Here is a 25,542-nt window from a genome sequence, read left to right on the forward strand (position 1 = left end):
GCAACCCCAAGATCTGTCAGGTGCCGACAGCCTCGGCACACTGCGCCTCCCGCTGCATCGACTCCAGGTTACGCTCGATCGTCTCGCAGATGGTATCCATCTGGATCTGATGCTCGCTGAACCTGAACGGGCTCTGCAAATCCGTGCCGATGCGCTCGATAGCCAGCAACATGAACCCTACCACCGTCGACGCCAGCGGCGTGAACCAGCCCAGCGACTCCACCAGCCCCACCGGCACGATCAGGCAGAACAGCGTGATGAACAGCCGTGGGAAATACACATAGGGGTAGGGCAGTGGCGTATTGGCAATCCGCTCCATGCCACCCTGGGCGTTAGACAGGTCTACCAGCGTCGACTCCAGTCGCGCCAGGCGAATGCTGTCCAGCCGCCCGGCCTGGTACTCCCGCGCGAGCAAGGCCGCAGAGCCACTGAGGATGTCATTGGCGAAATTGTTCGAACGGTTGCGCCGTTCGAACTCCGCCGGGGGGATGAAGGCCATCAGTTCCTCTGGGCAGCTTTCGCCTTTCAAGTGCGCCGCCAGACAGTTCACATAGGCGATATGCCGGCGCAGCAGGGTGGCCTTGACCGGGTTCAGGCCGTCATCCGGGTCATCGATCAGCGTCAGCGTCTGCCGGGCGAAGCTGCGCGAACTGTTCACCAGCGCCCCCCACAGGGTGCGAGCCTCCCACCAGCGGTTGTAGGCGCTGCTGTTGCGAAAGCTCACCAGTACCACCAGCGCTGAGCCCAGCAAGGTCAACGGGATCAGTGGCAGGGTGAACTTGCTGTTCAAGAACAGCATGAAATCGAGGGTGACCAGCACATCCCAGATCAGCAGCCAGAACAGCGACCAGCCAATATAGCCGATGGTCTTCACCACCAGGCGGTACTTGCGGGCGATGACGTCTTTCACGCGGGAGTACCTCGGAACGCGGGGGATGCAGGATGGGACGCCGAGGCTCGTCGAAGGTTCGAGGGTTGAATGTTGCAAGGGATTTTGTAGCTGAAACGAAGGGAAAACTCCGACCAGCCTATCAGATGTGCCTGAATTCCTGATTCAGCTCGAAAACGACAGAGTGGGTCACTTCAATCCTTGAAAGGGTGTATCCATAAGGATACGGCTGGGTGACCACTTGATGTTTCTCGTTGAACAGAGGAAAGCTTTGCCGCTTGGCTACTGCCACCCAGGCCGCCGACATCCTCAAAGCCAGAAAGCTGCTGAAGGTGATGAAATGAGCGAAAAATTGATCCCGTTTGATATGACCGCCTTGTTGAGCAGCGATGAGGCAATCAGTGAATACCTTAGCCAGGTGCTATCAGGTGGCGATACCGAGGAAATCATTCGAGCACTTGGCCATATCGCTCGTGCACGGGGCATGACACATATTGCTACGGAGAGTGGGCTGGGTAGAGAAAGCCTGTACAAGGCGCTGAGCCCTGGCGCGAAGCCTCGTTTTGACACTGTATTGAGGGTCATTCGTGCGCTGGGGGTTGACCTTCTCGTTCAGCCACATGCAGTGACCCGCTGATCCAGCTCGGTCAAGTCAGTATTTGCTTCATCTGCACCAACGCTACCCGCGTGCCGTCCCACGCCTGCCGCTCCTCGATGCCGAACGGTGTGAAGCCCAGCTGTGGATAAAGCAGCAGGCCGGCGGTGTTGTGATTGAAGCATGACACCCAGACCTCCCGGGCGCTGTACTGCTGGCGGGCGAGGTCGATCATGGCCGTTACCAGATAACGCGCTACACCACGGCCGCGGGCGCTGGGGGCCACCACTACGTTGCCCAGGGCACATACGCCGCCATGTTCGGCTTTGTAGAAATTGGCGAAGGCCAGGACAGCGCCGTTACCTTCCACTACCGTGGAGCCGCTGCGTTGGGCGATGGCGTCGCTCAGCTGGTTGGGGGTGAGGGGGGCGGTGGCTTTGGGGAACATGTAGAACAGTTCGTCCGGGCTCTGCGGAAAGCTGCAGATAACGGGGATGTCTTCTGGCCGGATGGGGCGGTGGGTCAGGTGCATGGCAGGTCCTTCTCGCGTTGGCTGGCAGGGCCTCTTCGCGGGTAAACCCGCTCCCTCAGGTACTGCACAAGGCTCAAATCCTGTGCAGGCCCTGTGGGAGCGGGTTTACCCGCGAAGAGGCCATCAGCCTCACATCATAGGCCGCTTTCCATCCAACACCGCGCCCCGATTCATGGCTTGGCGGCCACCGCCACGTAGCCTTTGACCGCAGCCGGCGCCCTCGGCTTGGCCTTGTGCGCCAACAGGTACTGATAGCGCCGCCATTCCTTGTCGATCTCGTTGAATGACATGAACACGCTGATGCGATCCTTGCCCGCCAGGTCAGGGCGCTTGCCAGCGTCGATCTCGCGGGTGGGAATGATCGCGACGTTGATACCTACGACCTTGCCGTCATCGGCAAACACAGGCCCGCCCGACATACCCTTGGTAATCGGGCCGTCATGCACCGAGTAGAAGACGCTGCCCGGCGTACCTTCAAGCCGTACCAGCGACGACAGGGCATGGCCCTTGCCCTGCATCGGCATCATGAAACTGTTGAAGCCCACCGCCGTCACGGCTTCCCCTGGCACGTACTGGCGCCAGTGCGGCACGTTGCTGGCCTTGTGCTTGAAGAACACCACGTCACCCAGGCCCTCGTGGACCACGTTGCGCAGGAACGGGGTGTGTTTGGCGGTGACTGCGTAATCCTCGTTCCACTGGATGGCGCTGGCCATCAGCAACATGGGGAGCGGGGCACCTGATGTGACCACGAACGCCTGGCTGTAGACGGGATCTGAAACGTAAGACGTTGGCACTCCATTGCACCCACTGAGCAGCATCATTGCCGCCATGCAGGGCGCGACTGTTTTCATGGGACACACATTGCGTGGAGAAAAGGGAGCGCTACTATGGCTAAGTGCCATTACTCTAACAATACTTTCGGAATATATGTGACGAATGACAGCTTAAGCGCCAGTGCCAAGCGCGGCCAATAGAATGCAGGCATGTGGGAAGGCGCGGGAGTCAGGAGGGCGGCGCCAATGTCTGGCGTGAATCGCAGGCACAAAAAAACCGACCATAAGGTCGGTTTTTTCCGGATTTGGTGCCCCGAGGGAGACTCGAACTCCCACTCCTTTCGAAAACGGATTTTGAATCCGCCGCGTCTACCAATTCCGCCATCAGGGCGTGGCGCGCAGTATAAAGAGGTGCCGCTGGTCGGTCAATCGGCTTTCATGGTCAATTTTCACACATTGGGCTAAACTTCCCGGCCCTGCCGAACCGAACATCATCATGCGCGTCGCCGATTTCTCCTTCGAACTCCCTGATTCCCTGATCGCCCGCCACCCGTTGGCAGAGCGCCATGGCAGCCGTCTGCTGGTGCTCGATGGGCCTACCGGCGCGCTGGCGCACCGGCAATTCCCCGACTTGCTCGACTATCTGCGCCCCGGCGACCTGATGGTGTTCAACAACACCCGGGTGATTCCGGCGCGGTTGTTCGGCCAGAAAGCCTCCGGCGGCAAGCTGGAGGTACTGGTCGAGCGTGTGCTCGACAGCCACCGGGTGCTGGCCCATGTGCGTGCCAGCAAGGCGCCCAAGGTAGGCGCGGTCATCCTCATCGATGGCGGTGGCGAGGCCGAAATGGTCGCGCGTCATGACACGCTGTTCGAGCTTCGCTTCACCGAAGAGGTGCTGCCGTTGCTCGACCGTGTCGGCCATATGCCGCTGCCGCCCTATATCGACCGCCCGGACGAGGGCGCTGACCGTGAGCGCTACCAGACCGTGTACGCCCAGCGCGCCGGTGCGGTCGCCGCGCCTACTGCAGGCCTGCACTTTGACGAGGCGCTGCTGGAAAAGATCGCAGCCAAGGGTGTCGAACGCGCCTTCGTCACCCTGCATGTGGGCGCTGGCACCTTCCAGCCGGTGCGGGTCGACAAGATCGAAGACCACCACATGCATAAAGAGTGGCTCGAAGTGGGCCAGGATGTGGTCGATGCCATCGAGGCCTGCCGTGCCCGTGGTGGTCGGGTGATCGCGGTTGGCACCACCAGTGTGCGTTCGCTGGAGAGCGCCGCGCGTGATGGCGTGCTCAAGGCCTTCAGTGGCGACACCGACATCTTCATCTACCCGGGCCGCCCGTTCCATGTGGTCGATGCCCTGGTCACCAACTTCCATCTGCCGGAGTCCACGCTGCTGATGCTGGTCTCGGCTTTCGCCGGCTACCCCGAGACCATGGCTGCCTACGCAGCGGCGGTCGAGCACGGGTACCGCTTCTTCAGTTACGGTGATGCCATGTTCATCACCCGCAATCCGGCGCCACGCGGGCCCGAGGATCAAGCATGAGTCGCACCTGTCGAATGTCCTTCGAACTGCTGGCCACCGACGGCAAGGCCCGTCGTGGTCGCATCACCTTCCCACGTGGCACCGTGGAAACCCCGGCATTCATGCCGGTGGGTACCTATGGCACGGTCAAGGGCATGCTGCCACGCGATATCGAGGCCATCGGCGCCGAGATGATCCTTGGCAACACCTTCCACTTGTGGCTGCGTCCTGGCACCGAGGTGATCAAGAAGCACAACGGCCTGCACGATTTCATGCAGTGGAAAGGCCCGATCCTCACCGACTCCGGTGGTTTCCAGGTGTTCAGCCTGGGTGCCATGCGCAAGATCAAGGAAGAGGGCGTGACCTTCGCCTCGCCAGTCGATGGCTCGAAGGTGTTCATGGGCCCGGAAGAGTCGATGCAGGTGCAGCGTGACCTGGGCTCGGACGTGGTAATGATCTTCGACGAGTGCACCCCGTACCCGGCCGAGCACGATGTGGCACGTACTTCCATGGAGCTGTCGCTGCGTTGGGCCCAGCGCTCGAAAAACGCCCACGCCGACAACACTGCAGCGCTGTTCGGCATTGTCCAGGGCGGCATGTATCAGGACCTGCGCATGCGCTCGCTGGAAGGTCTGGAGAACATCGGTTTCGATGGCCTGGCCATTGGCGGCCTGTCGGTGGGCGAGCCCAAGCACGAAATGATCAAGGTGCTGGATTACCTGCCGGGCCAGATGCCTGCTGACAAACCTCGTTACCTTATGGGGGTAGGCAAACCGGAAGATCTCGTTGAGGGTGTGCGCCGCGGCGTCGACATGTTCGACTGCGTGATGCCGACGCGTAACGCGCGCAACGGTCATCTGTTCGTTGATACAGGGGTGATCAAGATCCGCAACGCGTTCCATCGTCATGATGAATCGCCGCTGGATCCGACCTGTGACTGCTATACCTGCACCAACTTCTCGCGCGCCTATCTCCATCATCTGGACAAATGCGGCGAAATGCTGAGCAGCATGCTGAATACCATCCACAACTTGCGCCATTATCAGCGCTTGATGGCCGGTTTACGCGAGGCTATTCAACAGGGTAAATTGGCCGCCTTTGTCGACGCCTTCTACGCCAAGCGCGGGCTTCCTGTACCGCCCTTGGACTGACTGTCCGCATCCATTATTAGAAAATTACATTAGGAGTGCCCAATGAGCTTCTTCATCCCCGCCGCATACGCGGACGCTGCAGCACCTGCCGCTGGCCCAGCCGGTACCGGCTTCGAGTGGATTTTCCTGGTCGGTTTCCTGGTCATCTTCTATCTGATGATCTGGCGCCCGCAGGCCAAGCGCGCGAAAGAGCAGAAGAACCTGCTGAGCAACTTGCAGAAAGGTGACGAAGTTGTCACCAACGGCGGCATCGCTGGCAAGATCGTCAAGGTTTCCGATGACTTCGTGGTGCTGGAAGTGTCCGACACTGTCGAGCTGAAGTTCCAGAAGGGTGCCATTGCTGCGACCCTGCCAAAAGGTACGCTCAAGGCTATCTGAGTTACCGGTTTTTTTTCCAGTCGGGGCGCGCAACGCGCCCCGCGTCTTGAACGGGCGGCGTGATGCTGAACAAATATCCTCTGTGGAAATATGCACTGATCGTGCTGGTACTGGTGGTCGGTTTCATTTATTCCGCTCCCAACCTCTACCCGGATGACCCGGCGGTACAGATCAGCGGTGCCAGTTCGGCGCTGCAGGTGAATCAGGCCGACCTCGATCGCGTCAGCAAGGCGCTGGTCGATGCCAAGATCGCGGTCAAGGGTGTAAGCCTGGGTGAAAAGGGCAGCGGGCTGATTCGTCTGACCAATCAGGAAGATCAGTTGCCTGCCAAGGATGTAGTGCGCAAGGCACTGGGCGATGATTACGTCGTGGCCCTGAACCTGGCCCAGACTACCCCGAAATGGCTGCGCAACCTGGGTGCAAGCCCGATGAAGCTGGGCCTGGACCTGTCCGGTGGTGTGCACTTCCTGCTGGAAGTGGACATGGACAAGGCCATGACTGCCCGCATGAAAGTCTACGAAGGCGAGGTCAAGACCTTGCTGCGCAAAGAGCGCATCCGCTACCGCAGCCTGCCTCAGCAGGATGGCGGCATCATGCTGGGCTTCGCTGACGATGCTACCCGCGAACAGGCACGTGCCCTGATCCGCAAGAATTTCAATGATTTCGACCTGACCACCACCGAGCGCAACGAGCTTGCGGTGCTGCGTCTGGCGCTGACCCAGGCGAAAGTCGCCGAGATCCGCGAATACTCGATCAAGCAGAACCTCACCACCGTGCGCAACCGCGTGAACGAGCTGGGTGTGGCCGAGCCGCTGGTACAGCGCCAGGGCGCCAACCGTATCGTGGTCGAGCTGCCAGGCGTGCAGGACACTGCCGAAGCCAAGCGGATCCTTGGTAAAACCGCCAACCTGGAGTTCCGCTTCGGTGCCGAGCCGGGCGCGTCCAAGGCCACCACCGAGGTGTTCGAGTTCCGTGAAGGCGGCCGCTCCGCTGCCGTCGAGCGTGGCCTGATCATCACAGGTGACCAGGTTACCGACGCCCAGGCCAGCTTTGACGAGCATGGTCGCCCGCAGGTGAACATCCGCCTGGATGGTCACGGTGGCGAGCTGATGAGCCGTGCTACCCGTAGCAACGTCGGCCGTAGCATGGCGGTGATCTTTATCGAGCAGAAGCCAGTCACCCGCTACGTCAAGCAGACTGTCGGTGGCGTCGAGAAGGACGTTGCCGTACAAAGCTTCGTGGAAGAGAAGAAAATCATCAGCCTGGCGACCATCCAGTCGCCACTGGGCAGCCAGTTCCGCATCACCGGCCTGAACGGCCAGGGCGAATCGTCGGAGCTGGCACTGCTGCTGCGTGCGGGTGGTCTGGCCGCCCCGATGTACTTCGCTGAAGAACGTACCATTGGCCCAAGCCTGGGTGCCGACAACATCACCAAGGGTATCGACGCGTCGCTGTGGGGCATGTTGTTTGTCTCTCTGTTCATCATTGTCATCTACCGCGCCTTCGGTGTGCTGGCCACCATCGCCCTGGCGGGCAACATGGTGCTGCTGCTGGCGTTGATGTCGCTGCTGGGGGCCACGCTGACCCTGCCGGGGATCGCCGGCATCGTGTTGACCATGGGTATGGCAGTGGACGCCAACGTGCTGATCTTCTCGCGTATTCGCGAAGAGATCGCTGCTGGCATGTCGGTGCAGCGCGCCATCCACGAAGGCTTCAATCGCGCCTACTCGGCAATCGTCGACGCCAACCTGACCACTCTGTTGGTCGGCGGCATCCTGTTTGCCATGGGTACCGGCCCGGTCAAAGGCTTTGCGGTCACCATGTCCCTCGGGATTTTCACCTCGATGTTCACTGCCATCATGGTGACCCGTGCATTGGTCAACCTGACCTGTGGCGGGCGTGACATCAAGAAGCTGTGGGTTTGAGGGAGCTGCGATGAAAACCATCAATTTCATGGGCGTGCGCAAAGTCGCGTTCGCCGTCACCGTGCTCCTCACCGTGCTGGCGCTGTTCAGTTGGTGGCAAAAGGGCCTGAACTTCGGGCTGGACTTCACCGGGGGCACGCTGATCGAGTTGACCTACGAACGCCCGGCTGACGTCAAGGCTGTGCGTGCCGAGCTGGTCAACTCCGGCTTCCACGAAGCTGTGGTTCAGAGCTTCGGTGCTACCACCGACCTGCTGGTGCGCATGCCTGGCGACGACCCGATGCTGGGTAACAAAGTGGCCGAAGCCCTGCAGAAGGTTGGCGGCGACAACCCGGCCAAGGTCAAACGCGTCGAGTTCGTTGGCCCGCAGGTGGGTGAAGAGCTGCGTGACCAGGGCGGCTTGGGCATGCTCCTGGCTCTGGGTGGCATCCTCATTTACCTGGCGTTCCGCTTCCAGTGGAAGTTCGCCGTGGGGGCGATCGTTTCGCTGATCCACGACGTGGTCGTAACGCTGGGTATCCTGTCGTTCTTCCAGATCACCTTCGACCTGACGGTGCTGGCGGCGGTACTGGCGATCATCGGTTACTCGCTGAACGACACCATTGTCGTGTTCGACCGGGTGCGCGAGAACTTCCGCGTGATGCGCAAGGCCTCACTGATCGAGAACATCAACATTTCCACCACCCAGACGCTGCTGCGTACCGTCGCCACTTCGGTTTCGACCTTGCTGGCCATTGCCGCGCTGCTGTTCTTTGGGGGTGACAACCTGTTCGGTTTCTCGCTGGCCCTGTTCATTGGTGTCATGGCTGGTACTTACTCGTCGATCTATATCGCCAACGTGGTACTGATCTGGCTGAATCTGAACAGCGAAGATCTCATTCCGCCGGTCAAGGCCGAGGGTGTGGACGACCGTCCGTAAGTTCTTCCCTGCGCCGCCTGGCGGTGAAAAGGCGCGAGTGTTGAACTCGCGCCTTTTTTTTTGCTCCAAGGCTGGGAGAAGCGCGGGTTCATGCCCGCTGGTACGATCAGGAGGTTCACGTGAATAAATCAATGCTGGTGGGTGCGGTGCTGGGTGCTGTCGGTGTAACCGCCGGAGGTGCTGTGGCGACCTACAGCTTGGTGAACAAAGGCCCCGAAGTCGCCCAGGTGACTGACGTGCAGCCGATCAAGCAGCAGGTGAAAACCCCGCGTGAAGTATGCAAGGACGTGACAGTGACGCGCCAGGCGCCCGTCAAGGATCAACACCAGATAGCCGGTACCGTGGTCGGTGCGCTGGCGGGTGGTCTGCTCGGTAATCAGATTGGTGGTGGTACCGGCAAGAAGATTGCTACGGTGGCTGGTGCGGTCGGTGGTGGTTATGCGGGTAACAAGGTGCAGGAAGGCATGCAGGAGCGTGATACCTACACGACCACGCAAACACGCTGCAACACGGTCAACGACATCAGCGAGAAGGTGGTGGGCTATAACGTGACCTATTCCATCGGTGACCAGGTAGGCAAGGTGAAGATGGATCGCGAGCCGGGATCGACCATTCCGCTGGACAAGAATGGCAAGTTGATCCTGAGCGAAGCTGGTCAGTAATTTGCGTTGCCTGTACCGGCCTCTTCGCGGGTAAACCTGTTCTTACAGGGGCTATGCGATCCATGTAGGAGCGGGTTTACCCGCGAAGAGGCCGGTACAGGCCACGCAAAACCACCAGGCACAAAAAAAGCACCTCGAGAGGTGCTTTTTGTTTGCCGGCAATCTGCGCTTAGCGCTTCATGCTTTCTGGCAGGTGCGGCTGGATGGCAGTCAGTACCGCCTTGAAGCACTTGATGTTGCCTGCAACGATGTGGCCTTTGTCGAGGAAGTCGTGGCCGCCGTTGAAGTCGCTTACCAAGCCGCCGGCTTCCTGGATCAGCAGCACGCCAGCTGCCATGTCCCATTCGGACAGGCCTGACTCCCAGAAGGCGTCGAAGCGGCCAGCAGCCACATAGGCCAGGTCCAGGCTGGCGGAGCCGGCGCGGCGGATGCCGGCGGTCTGGCCGGTCAAGGCGCGGAGCATACCCAGGTAGTTGTCCATGTCCGCCATCTGGCCATCACGGAACGGGAAGCCGGTGCCCAGCAGGGCGCCTTCCAGGCTTGTGCGCGAGCTGACGCGCAGGCGGCGGCCATTGAGTTGGGCGCCACGGCCGCGGCTGGCAGTGAATTCTTCCTGGCGAACCGGATCCACGATCACGGCGTGCTCAAGGCGGCCGCGGTATTTGCAGGCGATGCTGACGGCGAAGTGCGGGATGCCGCGCAGGAAGTTGGTGGTGCCGTCCAGCGGATCGATGATCCACAGGTAATCCTTGCCTTCTTCGCCGCTACCCGCGTGCAGGCCGGTTTCCTCGCCCTGGATGGAGTGGTTCGGGTAGGCCTTGCGCAGGGCGTTGACGATGCTTTGCTCGGCGGCGCGATCGACTTCGGAAACGTAGTCCTTGGCCTCTTTCTCATCGACCTTGATGCTATCCAGGCGTTCGATGGAGCGGAAAATCAGTTCACTGGCGCTGCGAGCGGCGCGCAGGGCGATATTCAGCATAGGCTGCATGGGCGGGTCACCTGGAGATGTTAAAGAAGAAAGCCGATCATTCTAGCAGAAAACTTTGGCGGCAGAAGTGTCACATTTGCTTTCATGGCGTTACGTCTGTCGGTTCTGTAAGATCGAAGACCCTGATTCCTGCATCTGTGAGCACAACACCTTGCTGCAAAATATTCGTGTTGTTCTGGTCAATACCAGCCACCCCGGCAATATCGGCGGCGCTGCGCGTGCCATGAAAAACATGGGCTTGTCGCGTCTGGTGCTGGTGCAGCCGAAAGAATTCCCCGCCTTGGATGCCAGTGCCCGAGCTTCGGGCGCCGACGACTTGCTGGATAACGCCCAGGTGGTCGACAGCCTCGAACAGGCGCTGGTTGGCTGCAACCTGGTGATGGGTACCAGCGCCCGCGAGCGCAGCATTCCCTGGCCGTTGATCGGCCCGCGTGAGTGCGGTGCCAAGGCGGTGGAGCATGCCAATGGTGGCGAGGAAATCGCCCTGGTGTTCGGGCGCGAGCACGCCGGCCTGACCAACGAAGAACTGCAGCGATGTCATTTCCATGTGCACATTCCCTCCAATCCCGACTTCAGCTCGCTGAACCTGGCTGCTGCCGTGCAGGTGCTCTCCTATGAGGTGCGCATGGCCTGGCTGGCTGCCGGTGCGGCGCCGGGCAAAGTCGAGAAGGTTGATGCCACTGAGCTGGCGACCATGGATGAAATGGAGCTGTTCTACGACCACCTGGAGAAAACCCTGGTGGGCATCGGTTTCCTCGACCCCGAAAAACCCAAGCACCTGATGCCGCGCCTGCGCCGGCTGTATGGGCGGGTGGCGGTCGAGCGTTCGGAAATGAGCATTTTGCGCGGCATCCTCACCGAGACCCAGAAAGTGGTCCGGGGCGAGCCGCATAAACGGAAGGACTGACAGATGTTCGAACGCCTGCGTGAAGATATTCAAAGCGTATTCCACCGTGACCCGGCTGCGCGCAATGCCTTCGAGGTGCTCACCTGCTACCCCGGCATGCATGCCATCTGGCTGCACCGCTTGGGCAATGCCCTGTGGAAGCGTGATTTCAAGTGGTTGGCCCGGCTGGTGTCGAATTTCGGTCGCTGGCTGACCGGTATCGAAATCCACCCTGGCGCCACCATTGGCCGGCGCTTTTTCATCGATCACGGTATGGGCATCGTCATTGGTGAAACCGCCGAGATCGGCGATGACGTCACCCTGTATCAGGGCGTGACGCTCGGCGGCACCAGCTGGAACAAAGGCAAACGCCACCCCACCTTGGAGAACGGCGTGGTGGTAGGGGCGGGTGCCAAGGTCCTGGGGCCTTTCACCGTCGGCGCCGGGGCCAAGATCGGTTCCAATGCGGTGGTCACCAAAGCAGTGCCGGCCGGGGCTACGGCGGTAGGCATTCCAGGGCGGATCATCGTCAAGAGCGAGGACACCGAAGTCGAAGCCAAGCGTAAGGCAATGGCTGAGAAGATCGGCTTTGATGCCTACGGTGTCAGTGGCGACATGCCCGACCCGGTCGCGCGGGCCATCGGCCAGATGCTCGATCATCTGCAGGCCGTCGACGAACGGTTGGAGGGTATGTGTGGCGCGCTGACCAAGATGGGCAGTGACTATTGTGCCAAGGAACTGCCGGCCTTGCCGGAAGACGACTTCACCGAGGTTGCCCAAGTGGCCCAGCGCGACACTCAGTCGCATTGATCGCGCCGTACTGAAATCATGTTGACATGCGGGGCGTGTGCTCACGCCCCTCGTCTGCTACAATCGCGCCCGCCTCCCTGATGCAAACCCGACTAAAGCAGTAGGTCTAATAGTTGACTTAAATGCTCGGGAATCGCATACTCGCACACATCCCGAAACTCCCGTGGTACCCAATAGCCATGCGACTGACTACCAAAGGCCGATACGCTGTGACCGCCATGCTCGACCTGGCGTTGCACGCGAAGCATGGGCCGGTGTCTTTGGCCGATATTTCCGAGCGCCAGGGCATTTCCCTCTCTTATCTGGAGCAGCTTTTCGCCAAGCTGCGCCGTAGCAGCCTGGTTTCCAGCGTGCGCGGTCCAGGCGGTGGCTACCAGCTGTCGCGGGGCATGGAAACCATCCAGGTGGCCCAGGTCATCGACGCGGTCAACGAATCGGTTGATGCCACCCGTTGCCAGGGGCTCGGGGACTGCCATGCCGGTGATACCTGCCTGACCCACCACCTGTGGTGCGACCTCAGCCAGCAGATCCATGAATTCCTCAGCGGCATAAGCCTGGCCGACCTCGTCAAGCGCCGTGATGTGCAGGAAGTCGCCCAGCGCCAGGACCTGCGGCGTGTCGCAGGACGAACCGCCCAGCTGGACAAGATTGAGACGTCTGCCGTCGATTGACCCCCTGGGACGACGAGCGACGCCACCGCCTGATAGGAGAGACAAATGAAGTTGCCGATCTACCTCGATTACTCCGCGACCACTCCGGTCGACCCACGCGTGGCCCAGAAGATGGCCGACTGCTTGCTGGTCGACGGGAACTTCGGTAACCCGGCCTCGCGCTCCCACGTCTTTGGCTGGAAAGCCGAGGAGGCGGTGGAAAACGGTCGCCGCCAGGTTGCCGAGCTGATCAATGCCGATCCGCGTGAAATCGTCTGGACCAGCGGTGCCACCGAGTCCGACAACCTCGCACTCAAAGGTGTCGCGCACTTCTATCAGACCAAGGGCAAGCACATCATTACCTCCAAGATCGAGCACAAGGCGGTCCTGGATACCGCTCGCCAGCTGGAGCGCGAAGGTTTTGAAGTCACCTACCTGGAGCCAGGCGAAGACGGCATCGTCACTCCGGCCATGGTAGAGGCGGCGCTGCGCGACGACACCATCCTGGTCTCGCTGATGCACGTGAACAACGAAGTCGGCTCGATCAACGACATCGCCGCCATCGGTGAACTGACCCGTTCGCGCGGCGTGCTGTTCCATGTCGATGCCGCCCAGTCGGCCGGCAAGGTCGAAATCGACCTGCAAAAGCTGAAGGTCGACCTGATGTCGTTCTCGGCGCACAAGGTCTATGGTCCGAAAGGCATCGGCGCACTGTACGTCAGCCGCAAGCCGCGTGTACGCCTGGAAGCCATCATTCACGGCGGCGGTCATGAGCGCGGCATGCGTTCGGGCACCTTGCCGACCCACCAGATCGTCGGCATGGGCGAAGCCTTCGCCATTGCCAAGCAGGAAATGGTTGCAGAAAACGCACGCATCAAGGCCCTGAGCGACCGCTTCTTCAAGCAGGTCTCAAACCTTGAAGAGCTGTACGTCAATGGCAGCCAGACTGCGCGTGTACCGCACAACCTGAACCTGAGCTTCAACTACGTCGAAGGCGAATCGCTGCTGATGTCGCTGAAAGACATCGCCGTATCGTCCGGTTCGGCCTGTACCTCCGCGTCGCTCGAGCCGTCTTACGTACTGCGTGCTCTGGGCCGTAACGACGAGCTGGCGCACAGCTCGATCCGCTTCTCCTTTGGCCGATTCACCACCGAAGAAGAAGTCGACTACGCCGCGCAGAAAGTCTGCGAGGCTGTCAACAAACTGCGTGAACTGTCGCCGCTGTGGGATATGTACAAAGACGGCGTTGACATCTCCAAGATCGAGTGGGCCGCCCACTAAGCAGTCGCCGGCAAGAGCGGCTCCCTGATGAGGAAGGAATTGCACCATGGCATACAGTGAAAAGGTCATCGACCACTACGAAAACCCGCGCAACGTCGGCAAGATGAATGCCGAAGACCCGGATGTCGGCACCGGCATGGTCGGCGCCCCGGCCTGCGGTGACGTGATGCGCCTGCAGATCAAGGTCAACGAGCAGGGCGTTATCGAAGACGCCAAGTTCAAGACCTATGGCTGCGGCTCGGCCATCGCTTCCAGCTCCCTCGCCACCGAGTGGATGAAGGGCAAGACCCTGGACGAGGCCGAAACCATCAAGAACACCCAACTGGCCGAAGAGCTGGCGTTGCCGCCGGTCAAGATCCACTGCTCGGTACTCGCCGAGGATGCCATCAAGGCAGCCGTACGCGACTACAAGCAGAAGAAAGGCTTGATCTAAGTCGCCTGTTGCAAGGTAAGGAGTTCTGATGGCTATCAGCATGACAGAAGCCGCCGCCAACCACATTCGCCGCTCCCTCGACGGGCGCGGCAAGGGTGAGGGCATTCGCCTGGGCGTGCGCACCACCGGTTGCTCGGGTCTGGCCTACGTGCTGGAATTCGTCGACGAACTGGCGGACGAAGACCAAGTGTTCGAGAACCATGGCGTCAAGGTGATCATCGATCCCAAGAGCCTGGTTTACCTCGATGGCACCGAGCTGGATTTCGTCAAGGAAGGGTTGAACGAAGGCTTCAAGTTCAACAACCCCAACGTGCGCGGTGAGTGTGGCTGCGGCGAAAGCTTCAACGTTTGAGGCTGGCTGTGGGTACTCCTTGTCATTACGCATTGTTTGACCTCCAGCCAAGCTTCCGTCTGGATCTCGACAAGCTGGCCACTCGCTATCGCGAGTTGGCCCGCGAAGTCCATCCTGATCGCTTTGCCGACGCCTCTGAGCGTGAGCAGCGTATAGCGCTGGAAAAATCCGCTGCCCTCAACGACGCTTACCAGACGCTGCGCAGTGCGCCGCGTCGTGCGCGCTACCTGCTGGCCATCAGCGGCCACGAAGTGCCTCAGGAAGTCACGGTCCACGACCCTGACTTCCTGCTGCAGCAGATGCAGTGGCGTGAGGAGCTCGAAGAACTGCGGGATGAAGCCGACCTTGATGGTGTCGGCGTGTTCAAGAAGCGCCTGAAGGCCGCTCAGGACACGCTGAATGAGGACTTTGCCGGCTGCTGGGATGCCCCTGGCGAGCGCGACAAGGCTGAACGCCTGATGCGCCGCATGCAGTTCCTCGACAAGCTCGCCCAAGAAGTGCGCCAACTGGAAGAGCGCCTCGACGATTAACCCCGGTGCTGCCCGTGATGGCACCTAAGGTATTCAGATAAGCATGGCCCTACTGCAGATTGCCGAACCCGGTCAAAGCCCTCAGCCGCACCAGCGCCGCCTGGCGGTTGGGATCGACCTGGGCACCACCAACTCAATGGTCGCTGCCTTGCGCAGCGGCCGTAGCGAGCCCCTGCCCGATGCGCAGGGTAACGTCATTCTGCCGTCCGCGGTGCGCTACCTCGAAGGGCGCATCGAAGTGGGGCAGGCCGCGCGTGATGCTGCCTCCAGCGACCCGTTTAACACCGTGCTGTCGGTCAAGCGCCTGATGGGGCGCGGCCTGGCCGACGTCAAGCAACTGGGCGAGCAACTGCCATACCGCTTTGTGGGTGGTGAGTCGCACATGCCGTTCATCGACACCGTGCAGGGGCCGAAAAGCCCCGTGGAAGTGTCTGCCGACATCCTGAAGGTGTTGCGCGAGCGTGCCGAAGCCACCTTGGGTGGCGAACTGGTGGGCGCGGTGATCACCGTGCCGGCCTATTTCGATGACGCCCAGCGTCAGGCTACCAAAGATGCTGCGCGTCTGGCTGGCCTGAACGTGCTGCGCCTGCTCAACGAGCCGACCGCGGCCGCCGTAGCCTACGGCCTGGACCAGAACGCCGAAGGCGTGGTGGCCATCTATGATCTGGGTGGCGGCACTTTTGATATTTCCATCCTGCGGCTGACCGCTGGTGTATTCGAAGTACTGGCCACCGGCGGTGATACCGCTCTGGGTGGTGACGACTTCGACCATGCTATTGCCGGCTGGATCATCGAGCAGGCTGGCCTCTCGTCCGATCTGGACCCGGCTACCCAGCGCGCGCTGCTGCAAACCGCCTGCGCCGCCAAAGAAGCCCTGACCGATGCTGACGTGGTCAACGTCAGCCACGGTGCCTGGCACGGTGAGCTGACCCGTAGCGCCTTCGAAGCCATGATCGAACCACTGGTTGCCCGCAGCCTGAAGGCTTGCCGCCGCGCCGTGCGCGACAGTGGTGTTGAGCTGGAAGAAGTCAGCGCCGTGGTCATGGTCGGTGGTTCGACCCGCGTGCCGCGTGTGCGTGAGGCCGTGGGCGCGCTGTTCGGGCGCACCCCGCTGACCTCGATCGACCCAGACCAGGTGGTGGCCATTGGTGCCGCCATCCAGGCCGACACCCTGGCCGGTAACCGCCGCGAAGGTGGCGAGCTGCTGCTGCTCGATGTCATCCCGCTGTCGCTTGGTCTTGAAACCATGGGCGGGCTGATGGAGAAGGTGATCCCGCGTAACACCACCATTCCGGTGGCGCGGGCTCAGGAGTTCACCACGTACAAAGATGGCCAGTCGGCCATGATGATCCACGTGCTGCAGGGCGAGCGCGAGCTGATCAGCGACTGCCGTTCGCTGGCCCGCTTCGAGCTGCGCGGCATTCCGGCCATGGTTGCCGGTGCTGCGAAAATTCGCGTCACCTTCCAGGTGGATGCCGATGGCCTGCTCAGCGTCGCTGCCCGCGAGCTGGGTTCGGGCGTGGAAGCCAGCATTCAGGTCAAGCCGTCCTACGGCCTGACCGACGGCGAAATCGCCCGCATGCTCAAGGACTCCTTCGAGCACGCCGGTTCCGACAAGCACGCCCGCCAGCTGCGAGAGCATCAGGTAGATGGCGAGCGGCTGCTCGAGGCGGTACAGGGCGCCCTGGACGCCGACGGCGAGCGCCTGCTCAGCAGTGACGAGCGCGACGCCATCGAATTCCAGATGCAAGAACTACGTGATTTGCTGGCCGGCACCGATGGCGCAGCCATCGAGCAACAGACCAAGCGTCTGTCGCAGGTGACCGATGCATTTGCCGCCCGTCGCCTTGATTCGACGGTCAAAGCCGCACTGGCCGGGCGCAACCTGAATGAGATCGAGGAGTAATCGATGCCGCTGGTGACATTCCTGCCGCATGAGAAGTTCTGCCCCGAGGGGCTGACCGTGGAGGTCGAGCCCGGGACCAACATCCTGGAGCTGGCCCACGACCATCACATCGAGATGGAAAGTGCCTGCGGCGGCGTCAAGGCCTGCACCACTTGCCACTGCATCGTGCGCAAGGGCTTCGATTCGCTCGAAGAGGCTGACGAACTGGAAGAGGACATGCTGGACAAAGCCTGGGGCCTGGAGGCGCAGTCGCGCCTTGGCTGTCAGGTGGTCGTCGCTGACGAAGACCTGACCATCGAGATCCCCAAGTATTCGCTCAACCACGCTGCCGAAGCACCGCACTGAGGGCCTGTACATGAGTCTGAAATGGGTTGATGTACTTGAGATCGCAATCCAGCTTGCAGAAAGCAAGCCTGAGGTCGATCCTCGTTATGTGAATTTTGTGGACCTGCACCGCTGGGTGCTGGCATTGCCCGAGTTCAGCGACGATCCGTCACGCGGCGGTGAGAAAGTGCTCGAGGCAATCCAGGCCGCCTGGATCGACGAAGCCGACTAAGCGTCACTTGCAGGTTAGGCAATCCCCTGGAACCCGCGTATAATTCGCGGGTTTAATTTTTCGTAACACTCATATTCTGGAGTTTTCCATGGCTGTTCAACGTACTTTCTCCATCATCAAGCCTGACGCTGTTGCCAAAAACGTCATCGGCAAGATCACCACTCGCTTCGAAGAAGCCGGCCTGAAAATCGTTGCCTCGAAAATGAAGCAACTGTCCAAAGCCGAAGCCGAAGGCTTCTACGCTGAGCACAGCGAGCGCGGCTTCTTCGGTGACCTGGTTGCCTTCATGACTTCCGGTCCGGTCGTTGTCCAGGTTCTGGAAGGCGAGAACGCCATCGCCAAGAACCGTGAGCTGATGGGCGCTACCAACCCTAAAGAAGCTGCTGCCGGCACCATCCGTGCTGACTTCGCCGAGTCGATCGACGCCAACGCCGTTCACGGTTCGGACTCCGAAGCTGCTGCTGCTCGCGAAATCGCTTACTTCTTCGCTGCTACCGAGGTAACCACTCGCTAAGCGAAAGCTTACGGGTGAGGGTGAATCCATGACGACATCTACTGGCAAAATCAACCTGTTGGGTCTGACCCAGCCGGAAATGGAACAATTCTTCGACTCTATCGGGGAGAAGCGCTTCCGTGCCGGCCAGGTGATGAAATGGATTCACCATTTTGGCGTGTCCGACTTTGCGGCCATGACCAACGTAGGCAAGGTCTTGCGCGAAAAGCTCGAGGCCGTTGCCGAGATTCGCCCACCGGAAGTGGTCAGTGAAGACATTTCCGCTGACGGCACCCGCAAATGGGTGATCCGCGTTGCCTCCGGCAGCTGCGTCGAGACCGTCTATATTCCAACCGACGACCGCGGCACCCTGTGCGTATCGTCGCAAGCCGGCTGTGCCCTGGACTGCAGCTTCTGCTCCACCGGCAAGCAAGGCTTCAACAGCAACCTCACTGCCGCCGAAGTGATCGGCCAGGTGTGGCTTGCCAACAAATCCTTCGGGACCGTTCCTGCCAAAGTCGACCGCGCGATTACCAACGTGGTCATGATGGGCATGGGCGAGCCTTTGCTGAATTTCGACAACGTCATTGCCGCCATGAAAATCATGATGGATGACCTTGGCTATGGCATTTCCAAACGTCGTGTCACCTTGTCCACCTCGGGCGTGGTGCCGATGATCGACGAACTGGCCAAGCACATCGACGTGTCGCTGGCCCTGTCGCTGCACGCGCCGAACGACGAACTGCGCAACAAGCTGGTGCCGATCAACAAGAAGTACCCGCTGAAGATGCTGCTGGAATCGTGCATGGGCTACATGTCCACCTTGGGCGGCAAGCGCGTGCTCACCATCGAGTACACCCTGCTCAAGGACGTCAACGACCAGCCCGAGCATGCCGCGCAGATGATCGAACTGTTGCGCGATGTACCCTGCAAGATCAACCTGATCCCGTTCAACCCGTTCCCGCATTCGGGTTACGAGCGACCGAGCAACAACGCCATTCGTCGTTTCCAGGATCTGCTGCACCACGGTGGCTTCAACGTCACCACCCGTACCACGCGCGGTGACGATATCGACGCTGCCTGTGGCCAGCTGGTCGGTCAGGTCAATGACCGTACCCGTCGTAGTGAGCGCTACATCGCTGTTCGCCAGCTTTCTGCGGACGTCGAGCTGCCAGACAGCGCCGCCAGCCACTGACAGGGACCTTGCCCATGAGCCTGCGCGCCGCGTCGATCCTTGCGCTTTCGCTGCTGGCCGGCTGCGTGTCAGGCGGCGCGAGCGACCCTTTGGCCAGCCGCCAGGGCAGGGCGGAGGCAGGGCGGGCTTATGTGCAGCTTGGCTTGGGTTATTTGCAACAAGGATTGACCGAGCAGGCCAAGGCGCCGCTGGGCAAGGCCCTGGCACTGGATGATCAGGATGCCGACGCGCACGCGGCCCTGGCGGTAGTGTTTCAAGCCGAAGGTGAGCCGGCGCTGGCCGGAGCACACTTTCGCAAGGCCTTGCTGATAAGTCGCGGTGACACGCGAATTCGCAACAATTACGGCAGTTTCCTTTATGCTCAGGGACGATTTGCCGAGGCCAAGCAGATGTTTCGCCTGGCCAGTGCCGATACCCTGTATCCTGAGCGTTCACGCGTGTATGAAAATCTGGGCCTGACCGCCCTGAAGCTCGAACGCCGCGATCAGGCGCACGCGTATCTGTTGAAAGCGTTACAACTCAACCAGCACCAACCAAAAGCGTTGCTGGAAATGGCTGAGTTGTCCTACGAAAACAGGCATTATGTGCCGGCCCGGGACTACTACGATCGTTTCAGCCAGTTGAGCGACCACGACGCCCGTAGCCTGCTGCTGGGCAGCCGCCTTGCCAGGGTGTTCGACGAGCAGGGCGCACTGGCCGAGTTGGGCCAGCAATTACAACGACTTTATCCCGGTACGCCGGAATACCAGCAATACCTGTCGGAGCAACGATGAACGCCGCGCATCCCGAAGTAGCTGTAGCGCCTGGCCAGAACCCCGGTGAGCTTTTGCGCCTGGCCCGTGAGAAACGGGACTGGTCTCAAGCCGAGGTGGCCCGCAAGCTCAACCTCACTGTCAGTTCGTTGAACCACGTGGAAACCGGCGCCTTCGACAAGCTGCCCGGGCATACTTTCGCTCGTGGCTACATTCGCGCCTACGCCAAGCTGATGGACCTTGACCAGGCCGCCCTGGTAGATGCCTTCGACCGCTACACCGGTACCCACGCCAAAGGCAGCGACGTGCATTCGCTGGGCCGTATCGAAGAGCCTGTGCGGCTGTCGCACAACATCCTGCGCGGCGTCAGCCTGCTGTTGCTGGTGGCTGTTGTCGGTGGTGGCTTTTTCTGGTGGCAGGACCAGGGCAGCCTGCGGGGCAAGGAACTGGCCAAGATTGCCCTGGAGCACGTCGAAGTCGAAAGCGCCGACGGCACCACACAGATTCACCCGCTCGATGAGCCTGAAGACCAGGCCGTTTCCGTTGGCCAGCAAGCTGAGAGTGCACCGCTGGCTCTGGAGCCGGGCGCTGCCGAGCAGCCTGCTGCCAATGAACAAGCGCCGGTAAGCTCGACCACAGCCACTGCCGCAGCGCCTGCTCCGGCACAGCAAGCGCCCGTGCAACCCGCACCTGCTGCTTCGCCTGAGCCGATTACGCCTCCGGTACAGCCCACTGCTGCACCAGTACCTGCACCGGCAGTGGCCGCCGCTGAGCCTGCCGCGGTGCCGGCTGGCAGTGCCAAGGTCGCCATCCAGTTCACCGCCGATTGCTGGACCCAGGTCAGCGACGGCAATGGCAAGGTGCTGTTCAGCGCCATCAAGCGCAAGGGGGACAACCTCGAGCTGACCGGCAAGCCGCCATTCGCGGTACGCCTGGGCTTTGCCCGGGGCGCCCAGGTCAGCTACAACGGCCAGCCCGTTGATGTTGCTCCGTTCACCAGTGGCGAGACTGCTCGCCTGAAGTTGGGACAGTAAGTCATGCACGGCGAATCTCCGATCAAACGTCGCGAATCCCGCAAAATCTGGGTTGGCAATGTGCCGGTGGGCGGTGATGCGCCCATCGCGGTGCAGAGCATGACCAACACCGACACCAACGATGTCGCTGCTACCGTGGCGCAAATCCAGCGTCTGGTCGATGCTGGCGTGGATATCGTGCGGGTCTCGGTACCGGACATGGACGCCGCCGAAGCTTTTGGCAAGATCAAGCAACTGGTCAGCGTGCCGCTGGTCGCCGACATCCATTTCGACTACAAGATCGCATTGCGCGTTGCCGAGCTGGGCGTTGATTGCCTGCGTATCAACCCGGGCAACATCGGTCGTGAAGACCGTGTACGCGCCGTGGTCGATGCCGCCCGCGACCGCGGCATTCCGATTCGTATCGGGGTTAACGCCGGTTCGCTGGAAAAAGACCTGCAGAAGAAGTACGGCGAACCGACCCCGGCTGCGCTGGTCGAGTCGGCCCTGCGCCACGTCGAGCATCTCGACCGCCTGGATTTCCAGGACTTCAAGGTAAGCGTCAAGGCCTCGGACGTGTTCATGGCTGTCGAAGCCTACCGTTTGCTGGCCAAGCAGATCGTACAACCGCTGCATCTGGGCATCACTGAAGCCGGCGGCCTGCGTTCGGGGACGGTGAAGTCCGCCGTCGGCCTCGGTATGCTGCTGGCCGAGGGTATTGGCGATACCATCCGTATCTCGCTGGCGGCCGACCCGGTCGAAGAAGTGAAAGTCGGCTACGACATCCTCAAGTCGCTGCATCTGCGTTCGCGTGGCATCAACTTCATTGCCTGCCCGAGCTGCTCGCGGCAGAACTTCGATGTGGTCAAGACCATGAACGAGCTGGAAGGGCGTCTGGAAGACCTGCTGGTACCGCTGGATGTGGCGGTGATCGGTTGCGTGGTCAACGGCCCGGGTGAAGCCAAGGAAGCCCATGTAGGGTTGACCGGCGGCACGCCGAACCTGATCTACATCGACGGCAAGCCTGCGCAGAAACTGACCAATGACAACCTGGTCGATGAGCTGGAAAAGCTCATCCGCCAGAAAGCGGCCGAAAAGGCCGAAGCCGACGCGGCGCTGATCGTCCGTGGCTGACACACCGAATTCGTAAGGACTTTTCGTGAGCAAATCGCTGCAAGCCATCCGTGGCATGAACGACATCCTGCCAGAACAGTCGCCGCTGTGGCGCTACTTTGAAGGCACCGTGGCCGGCCTGCTGGACACCTACGGGTACAGCCAGATCCGCACGCCGATCGTCGAGTTCACCGAGCTGTTCAAACGCTCGATCGGTGAAGTGACCGACATCGTCGAAAAAGAGATGTACACCTTCGAGGACCGCAACGGCGATTCGCTGACCCTGCGCCCTGAAGGCACCGCTGCCTGCGTGCGAGCGGTGCTCGAGCACGGCATCACCGGCAACGGTCAGGTGCAGAAGCTGTGGTACATCGGCCAGATGTTCCGCCACGAGCGCCCGCAGAAGGGCCGTTACCGTCAGTTCCACCAGATTGGCGTGGAAGTGTTCAACCTGGACGGCCCGGACATCGATGCCGAGCTGATCATGTTGACCTGGCGCCTGTGGGGCCAGTTGGGCATCCAGGACGCGGTCAAGCTCGAGCTCAACAGCCTGGGCACCAGTGAAGCCCGCGCACGCTACCGTGACGCGCTGGTCGAATTCCTTTCGGCGCGTCTGGAGCAGTTGGACGAAGACAGCCAGCGTCGTCTGAAGAGCAACCCGCTGCGCATCCTCGACAGCAAGGACCCGAACACCCAGGCGGTGCTGGTCGGCGCGCCGAAGCTGGAAGAATACCTGGACGAAGAATCGCGCGTGCACTTCGAGGGGCTCAAGGCCCGCCTGGATGCCGCCGGTATTCCGTTCGTGATCAATACCAAGCTGGTACGTGGCCTGGACTATTACAGCAAGACCGTGTTCGAGTGGGTAACCGACAAGCTTGGCGCCCAGGGCACCGTGTGCGCGGGTGGCCGTTACGACGGCCTGGTCGAACAGATGGGTGGCAAGCCGACCACTGGCGTTGGTTTCGCCATGGGCATCGAGCGCCTGATCCTGCTGTTGGAAACCCTGGGCAAGGTGCCGGACTCCATCAGCCGCCAGATCGACGTGTACCTGTGCGCCTTTGGCGAGCAGGCGGAGCTGGCCGGCCTGCGCCTGTCCGAAGGCCTGCGCGACCGCTTGCCGGGCCTGCGCCTGGCCGTCAACGCTGGTGGTGGCAGCTTCAAGAGCCAGTTCAAGAAAGCCGACAAGAGCGGTGCACTGTTCGCCCTGATCCTCGGCGACGACGAGCTGGCCAAGCAAGAAATCGGCTTGAAGCCCCTGCGTGGCCAGGGCGAACAACAGAACATTGCCTGGGATGCTCTTGCAGAGCACCTGGAAACCGCGATCGCGCAGGCGTAACGCGGTTCAACAAGCGAATAGGCGAAAAGGAGTATTGGGGTGTCGAGTACCGATGATGATGACCTGGCAGGGATCAAGGACTGGTGGAGCCGCAACGGTAAGCCGCTGCTGACCGGCGCTTTGCTGGCTGGCGTGGTGGTGTTGGGCTGGAATACCTGGCACAAGTACCAGAACAACCAGTCGCAAGGTGCCTCGCAGTTGTATCAGGCGTTGATTGAAACCAGCCTGACACCGACCGGCCAGCCGGACACCACCAAGGTCGCGGAGCTGGCCGGCAAGCTCAAGAGCGAGTTTGGCGGCACCGCTTACGCCCAGTACGGCAGCCTTTTCGTGGCCAAGGTCGCGGTCGACAGCGGCAAGCTCGATGACGCCGCAGCCGAGCTGAAAAGCGTGCTGGACAATCCGGCCGACGTCACGCTGGGCGAGATCTCGCGTCAGCGTCTGGCGCGTGTACTGGCAGCCCAGAACAAGGCCGAAGATGCCCTGAAGCTGCTCGACGGCGACGCCGATAAAGCCTTTCTGGCCAGCCGTGAAGAGTTGAAAGGGGACCTGCTGGTTCAGCTGGGTCGCCCCGACGACGCACACAGCGCTTACGAAAAAGCCAAGGCCGCGCTGTCCGATGATGCGGCGGTCGGTGGCTTGCAATTGAAGCTGGATGACCTGGCTAAAGGGGACGCGTAAGTGATCGGTTGGAAACATGCAGCAGTGCTGACCCTGGCCGTGCTGGCCGCAGGTTGCAGCAGCAACAGCAAGAAGGAACTGCCCCCGGCCGAGCTGACCAAGTTCACCGAGGAAGTGGTGCTGAAGAAGCAGTGGAGCCGTTCGATCGGTGACGGCCAGGGTGAAACCTACAACACCCTGGTACCGGCCATCGAGAACGACCGCATCTACGCTTCCGACGTCAACGGCGAAGTCTATGCCCTTGATCGCATCACCGGTGACGTAGTGTGGAAGAAGGACCTGGAGCTGAAGGTTTCCGGCGCAGTTGGCGTGGGCTACGGCCTGGTCATGCTCGGTACCCTCAAGGGTGAAGTCATTGCCCTGGACTCCAGCACCGGTGAAGAGCGTTGGCGCTCGCGCGTGACCAGCGAAGTGCTGGCCCCGCCTGCCAACAACGGTGACGTGGTAGTGGTGCAGACCCAGGACGACCGCCTGATTGGCCTGGATGCCGCCACTGGCGACCGCCGTTGGATCTACGAGAACTCCCCGGCCGTGCTGACGCTGCGTGGCACCGGTGCACCGATCGCCACCAACCGCCTGGCTGTTGCCGGCCTGTCTACCGGCAAGGTTGTGGCTGTGGACATCAACAACGGTGTGCCGGTGTGGGAAAGCCGTGTGGCCATCCCGCAGGGCCGTTCCGAGCTGGACCGTGTGGTCGACATTGACGGCGGCCTGCTGCTGTCCGGTGGTATCTTGTACGTCAGCACCTACCAGGGGCGCGTTGCTGGCCTGGACCTGGAAAGCGGCCGCGAGCTGTGGCAGCGCGATGCCTCCAGCTACGTGGGTGTCGCCCAGGGCTTCGGTAACGTCTATGTGAGCGAGGCTTCCGGCTCGGTCGAGGGTATCGATGAGCGGTCTTCCAGTGCCCTGTGGACCAACGACTCGATGGCGCGTCGCCAACTGACGGCGCCTGAAGTGTTCTCAAGCTACGTAGCGGTAGGGGACTTCGAAGGCTATCTGCACTTGCTCAGCCAGGTCGATGGCCGTTTCGTTGGCCGTGAGCGCATTGACAGCGATGGCCTGCGCGCCCGCCCGCTTGTGGTCGGCGACACCATCTATGTCTTCGGCAACAGCGGCAAGCTCGAGGCACTGACCATCCGCTGAAGCTATGCTTGAAGCCTTGACCGGCTTCAAGTCGCGGCGTAGGACACGCCGCCCGTACCCCGGCCGCTGCCTTGC

At 61.2% G+C, this 25,542-nt stretch carries 29 protein-coding genes and 1 tRNA gene; 25 read left to right on the plus strand and 5 right to left on the minus strand.

Going from position 1 to position 25,542, the window contains the following annotated elements; all coding sequences use genetic code 11:
• Positions 1-16: 16 nt before the first annotated feature.
• A complete protein-coding gene (locus tag AC3B5Q_RS03970; protein WP_103463239.1) occupies positions 17-910 on the minus strand; it encodes a bestrophin family protein in 894 nt (297 codons plus the stop codon).
• Positions 911-1,229: 319 nt separating this feature from the next.
• Between AC3B5Q_RS03970 and AC3B5Q_RS03975 the strand changes: the two genes are divergently transcribed.
• Positions 1,230-1,526, plus strand: a complete 297-nt coding sequence (locus AC3B5Q_RS03975; protein ID WP_103463238.1) for an addiction module antidote protein — start codon at positions 1,230-1,232, stop codon at positions 1,524-1,526.
• A gap of 10 nt (positions 1,527-1,536) precedes the next feature.
• Here the strand turns inward: AC3B5Q_RS03975 and AC3B5Q_RS03980 are convergent, their stop codons facing one another.
• The 3 genes from AC3B5Q_RS03980 to AC3B5Q_RS03990 form a co-directional block, all read right to left on the minus strand.
• On the minus strand, positions 1,537-2,016 hold the full coding sequence (locus AC3B5Q_RS03980) for a GNAT family N-acetyltransferase (RefSeq protein WP_103463237.1): 480 nt from the start codon (positions 2,014-2,016) through the stop codon (positions 1,537-1,539).
• A gap of 170 nt (positions 2,017-2,186) precedes the next feature.
• A complete protein-coding gene (locus tag AC3B5Q_RS03985; protein ID WP_028697390.1) occupies positions 2,187-2,834 on the minus strand; it encodes a trypsin-like peptidase domain-containing protein in 648 nt (215 codons plus the stop codon).
• A gap of 261 nt (positions 2,835-3,095) precedes the next feature.
• Positions 3,096-3,180: transfer RNA gene (locus AC3B5Q_RS03990), tRNA-Leu, on the minus strand.
• A gap of 105 nt (positions 3,181-3,285) precedes the next feature.
• Between AC3B5Q_RS03990 and queA the strand changes: the two genes are divergently transcribed.
• From queA to AC3B5Q_RS04020, 6 genes are all read left to right on the plus strand, one after another.
• Entirely contained in the window at positions 3,286-4,335 is a 1,050-nt protein-coding gene (gene queA / locus AC3B5Q_RS03995; protein WP_021781763.1) for a tRNA preQ1(34) S-adenosylmethionine ribosyltransferase-isomerase QueA, read from the plus strand.
• Positions 4,336-4,349: 14 nt separating this feature from the next.
• Positions 4,350-5,465, plus strand: a complete 1,116-nt coding sequence (gene tgt / locus AC3B5Q_RS04000; protein ID WP_014589748.1) for a tRNA guanosine(34) transglycosylase Tgt — start codon at positions 4,350-4,352, stop codon at positions 5,463-5,465.
• Between the two features lie 42 nt (positions 5,466-5,507).
• Complete coding sequence (gene yajC, locus AC3B5Q_RS04005; protein WP_003248556.1) at positions 5,508-5,843, plus strand: preprotein translocase subunit YajC; 336 nt, start codon at positions 5,508-5,510, stop codon at positions 5,841-5,843.
• A 62-nt stretch (positions 5,844-5,905) separates the two neighbouring features.
• The gene (gene secD, locus AC3B5Q_RS04010) at positions 5,906-7,768 is read left to right on the plus strand and encodes a protein translocase subunit SecD (protein ID WP_319298425.1); all 1,863 of its coding nucleotides are present in this window, start codon (positions 5,906-5,908) and stop codon (positions 7,766-7,768) included.
• A gap of 10 nt (positions 7,769-7,778) precedes the next feature.
• Positions 7,779-8,687, plus strand: a complete 909-nt coding sequence (gene secF / locus AC3B5Q_RS04015) for a protein translocase subunit SecF (RefSeq protein ID WP_021781765.1) — start codon at positions 7,779-7,781, stop codon at positions 8,685-8,687.
• 119 nt (positions 8,688-8,806) lie between these two features.
• Complete coding sequence (locus AC3B5Q_RS04020) at positions 8,807-9,349, plus strand: glycine zipper 2TM domain-containing protein (protein WP_010952063.1); 543 nt, start codon at positions 8,807-8,809, stop codon at positions 9,347-9,349.
• 169 nt (positions 9,350-9,518) lie between these two features.
• On the opposite strand, the gene suhB is transcribed toward AC3B5Q_RS04020, so the two are convergent.
• Positions 9,519-10,337, minus strand: a complete 819-nt coding sequence (gene suhB, locus AC3B5Q_RS04025) for a type III secretion system regulator SuhB (protein ID WP_021781766.1) — start codon at positions 10,335-10,337, stop codon at positions 9,519-9,521.
• Positions 10,338-10,488: 151 nt separating this feature from the next.
• On the opposite strand from suhB, the gene trmJ reads away from it, so the two are divergent.
• From trmJ to bamB, 18 genes are all read left to right on the plus strand, one after another.
• Positions 10,489-11,244: a tRNA (cytosine(32)/uridine(32)-2'-O)-methyltransferase TrmJ gene (gene trmJ, locus AC3B5Q_RS04030; protein ID WP_028697393.1), complete on the plus strand. Its 756-nt coding sequence runs from the start codon at positions 10,489-10,491 to the stop codon at positions 11,242-11,244.
• 3 nt (positions 11,245-11,247) lie between these two features.
• A complete protein-coding gene (cysE, locus tag AC3B5Q_RS04035; protein ID WP_016501401.1) occupies positions 11,248-12,033 on the plus strand; it encodes a serine O-acetyltransferase in 786 nt (261 codons plus the stop codon).
• A gap of 179 nt (positions 12,034-12,212) precedes the next feature.
• Positions 12,213-12,704, plus strand: a complete 492-nt coding sequence (gene iscR / locus AC3B5Q_RS04040; RefSeq protein WP_003248542.1) for a Fe-S cluster assembly transcriptional regulator IscR — start codon at positions 12,213-12,215, stop codon at positions 12,702-12,704.
• Between the two features lie 45 nt (positions 12,705-12,749).
• Complete coding sequence (locus AC3B5Q_RS04045) at positions 12,750-13,964, plus strand: IscS subfamily cysteine desulfurase (protein WP_021781769.1); 1,215 nt, start codon at positions 12,750-12,752, stop codon at positions 13,962-13,964.
• A 46-nt stretch (positions 13,965-14,010) separates the two neighbouring features.
• Positions 14,011-14,397, plus strand: a complete 387-nt coding sequence (gene iscU, locus AC3B5Q_RS04050; protein ID WP_003248539.1) for a Fe-S cluster assembly scaffold IscU — start codon at positions 14,011-14,013, stop codon at positions 14,395-14,397.
• A 28-nt stretch (positions 14,398-14,425) separates the two neighbouring features.
• Complete coding sequence (iscA, locus tag AC3B5Q_RS04055; protein ID WP_003248536.1) at positions 14,426-14,749, plus strand: iron-sulfur cluster assembly protein IscA; 324 nt, start codon at positions 14,426-14,428, stop codon at positions 14,747-14,749.
• Between the two features lie 8 nt (positions 14,750-14,757).
• Positions 14,758-15,279, plus strand: a complete 522-nt coding sequence (gene hscB, locus AC3B5Q_RS04060; protein WP_028697394.1) for a co-chaperone HscB — start codon at positions 14,758-14,760, stop codon at positions 15,277-15,279.
• Between the two features lie 43 nt (positions 15,280-15,322).
• A complete protein-coding gene (hscA, locus tag AC3B5Q_RS04065) occupies positions 15,323-17,185 on the plus strand; it encodes a Fe-S protein assembly chaperone HscA (RefSeq protein ID WP_021781771.1) in 1,863 nt (620 codons plus the stop codon).
• Positions 17,186-17,188: 3 nt separating this feature from the next.
• Positions 17,189-17,530, plus strand: coding sequence for an ISC system 2Fe-2S type ferredoxin (gene fdx / locus AC3B5Q_RS04070; protein ID WP_021781772.1), 342 nt, complete (start codon positions 17,189-17,191; stop codon positions 17,528-17,530).
• 10 nt (positions 17,531-17,540) lie between these two features.
• Complete coding sequence (gene iscX / locus AC3B5Q_RS04075; protein ID WP_003248529.1) at positions 17,541-17,741, plus strand: Fe-S cluster assembly protein IscX; 201 nt, start codon at positions 17,541-17,543, stop codon at positions 17,739-17,741.
• An 88-nt stretch (positions 17,742-17,829) separates the two neighbouring features.
• Positions 17,830-18,255 carry a nucleoside-diphosphate kinase gene (ndk, locus tag AC3B5Q_RS04080; RefSeq protein ID WP_003248526.1) on the plus strand — a complete coding sequence of 142 codons (426 nt, stop codon included), beginning with the start codon at positions 17,830-17,832 and terminating at the stop codon, positions 18,253-18,255.
• A gap of 28 nt (positions 18,256-18,283) precedes the next feature.
• Positions 18,284-19,429: a dual-specificity RNA methyltransferase RlmN gene (gene rlmN / locus AC3B5Q_RS04085; RefSeq protein ID WP_021781773.1), complete on the plus strand. Its 1,146-nt coding sequence runs from the start codon at positions 18,284-18,286 to the stop codon at positions 19,427-19,429.
• Positions 19,430-19,443: 14 nt separating this feature from the next.
• Positions 19,444-20,202 (plus strand): type IV pilus biogenesis/stability protein PilW, encoded by a 759-nt coding sequence (pilW, locus tag AC3B5Q_RS04090; RefSeq protein ID WP_021781774.1) that lies wholly within the window; start codon positions 19,444-19,446, stop codon positions 20,200-20,202.
• Positions 20,199-21,215, plus strand: a complete 1,017-nt coding sequence (locus AC3B5Q_RS04095; protein ID WP_021781775.1) for a RodZ domain-containing protein — start codon at positions 20,199-20,201, stop codon at positions 21,213-21,215. Before pilW ends, AC3B5Q_RS04095 begins: the two co-directional genes overlap by 4 nt.
• Positions 21,216-21,218: 3 nt before the next feature.
• Positions 21,219-22,328 (plus strand): flavodoxin-dependent (E)-4-hydroxy-3-methylbut-2-enyl-diphosphate synthase, encoded by a 1,110-nt coding sequence (gene ispG / locus AC3B5Q_RS04100; RefSeq protein WP_021781776.1) that lies wholly within the window; start codon positions 21,219-21,221, stop codon positions 22,326-22,328.
• Positions 22,329-22,353: 25 nt separating this feature from the next.
• Positions 22,354-23,643 carry a histidine--tRNA ligase gene (hisS, locus tag AC3B5Q_RS04105; RefSeq protein WP_021781777.1) on the plus strand — a complete coding sequence of 430 codons (1,290 nt, stop codon included), beginning with the start codon at positions 22,354-22,356 and terminating at the stop codon, positions 23,641-23,643.
• Between the two features lie 39 nt (positions 23,644-23,682).
• A complete protein-coding gene (locus tag AC3B5Q_RS04110; protein WP_021781778.1) occupies positions 23,683-24,324 on the plus strand; it encodes a tetratricopeptide repeat protein in 642 nt (213 codons plus the stop codon).
• Positions 24,325-25,467 (plus strand): outer membrane protein assembly factor BamB, encoded by a 1,143-nt coding sequence (gene bamB, locus AC3B5Q_RS04115; RefSeq protein WP_021781779.1) that lies wholly within the window; start codon positions 24,325-24,327, stop codon positions 25,465-25,467.
• Positions 25,468-25,542 lie beyond the last annotated feature (75 nt).

It is taken from the genome of Pseudomonas sp. D5(2026), assembly GCF_057766845.1.

What these genes read in the sequence shown, in the direction of transcription:
- AC3B5Q_RS03975 (WP_103463238.1), top strand. Translation starts at nt 1,230, where the DNA reads ATGAGCGAAAAATTGATCCCGTTTGATATGACCGCCTTGTTGAGCAGC.
- AC3B5Q_RS03980 (WP_103463237.1), bottom strand. Translation starts at nt 2,016, where the DNA reads ATGCACCTGACCCACCGCCCCATCCGGCCAGAAGACATCCCCGTTATC.
- AC3B5Q_RS03985 (WP_028697390.1), bottom strand. Translation starts at nt 2,834, where the DNA reads ATGCTGCTCAGTGGGTGCAATGGAGTGCCAACGTCTTACGTTTCAGAT.
- queA (WP_021781763.1), top strand. Translation starts at nt 3,286, where the DNA reads ATGCGCGTCGCCGATTTCTCCTTCGAACTCCCTGATTCCCTGATCGCC.
- tgt (WP_014589748.1), top strand. Translation starts at nt 4,350, where the DNA reads ATGTCCTTCGAACTGCTGGCCACCGACGGCAAGGCCCGTCGTGGTCGC.
- yajC (WP_003248556.1), top strand. Translation starts at nt 5,508, where the DNA reads ATGAGCTTCTTCATCCCCGCCGCATACGCGGACGCTGCAGCACCTGCC.
- secD (WP_319298425.1), top strand. Translation starts at nt 5,906, where the DNA reads ATGCTGAACAAATATCCTCTGTGGAAATATGCACTGATCGTGCTGGTA.
- secF (WP_021781765.1), top strand. Translation starts at nt 7,779, where the DNA reads ATGAAAACCATCAATTTCATGGGCGTGCGCAAAGTCGCGTTCGCCGTC.
- suhB (WP_021781766.1), bottom strand. Translation starts at nt 10,337, where the DNA reads ATGCAGCCTATGCTGAATATCGCCCTGCGCGCCGCTCGCAGCGCCAGT.
- cysE (WP_016501401.1), top strand. Translation starts at nt 11,248, where the DNA reads ATGTTCGAACGCCTGCGTGAAGATATTCAAAGCGTATTCCACCGTGAC.
- iscR (WP_003248542.1), top strand. Translation starts at nt 12,213, where the DNA reads ATGCGACTGACTACCAAAGGCCGATACGCTGTGACCGCCATGCTCGAC.
- AC3B5Q_RS04045 (WP_021781769.1), top strand. Translation starts at nt 12,750, where the DNA reads ATGAAGTTGCCGATCTACCTCGATTACTCCGCGACCACTCCGGTCGAC.
- iscU (WP_003248539.1), top strand. Translation starts at nt 14,011, where the DNA reads ATGGCATACAGTGAAAAGGTCATCGACCACTACGAAAACCCGCGCAAC.
- iscA (WP_003248536.1), top strand. Translation starts at nt 14,426, where the DNA reads ATGGCTATCAGCATGACAGAAGCCGCCGCCAACCACATTCGCCGCTCC.
- hscA (WP_021781771.1), top strand. Translation starts at nt 15,323, where the DNA reads ATGGCCCTACTGCAGATTGCCGAACCCGGTCAAAGCCCTCAGCCGCAC.
- fdx (WP_021781772.1), top strand. Translation starts at nt 17,189, where the DNA reads ATGCCGCTGGTGACATTCCTGCCGCATGAGAAGTTCTGCCCCGAGGGG.
- iscX (WP_003248529.1), top strand. Translation starts at nt 17,541, where the DNA reads ATGAGTCTGAAATGGGTTGATGTACTTGAGATCGCAATCCAGCTTGCA.
- ndk (WP_003248526.1), top strand. Translation starts at nt 17,830, where the DNA reads ATGGCTGTTCAACGTACTTTCTCCATCATCAAGCCTGACGCTGTTGCC.
- rlmN (WP_021781773.1), top strand. Translation starts at nt 18,284, where the DNA reads ATGACGACATCTACTGGCAAAATCAACCTGTTGGGTCTGACCCAGCCG.
- pilW (WP_021781774.1), top strand. Translation starts at nt 19,444, where the DNA reads ATGAGCCTGCGCGCCGCGTCGATCCTTGCGCTTTCGCTGCTGGCCGGC.
- AC3B5Q_RS04095 (WP_021781775.1), top strand. Translation starts at nt 20,199, where the DNA reads ATGAACGCCGCGCATCCCGAAGTAGCTGTAGCGCCTGGCCAGAACCCC.
- ispG (WP_021781776.1), top strand. Translation starts at nt 21,219, where the DNA reads ATGCACGGCGAATCTCCGATCAAACGTCGCGAATCCCGCAAAATCTGG.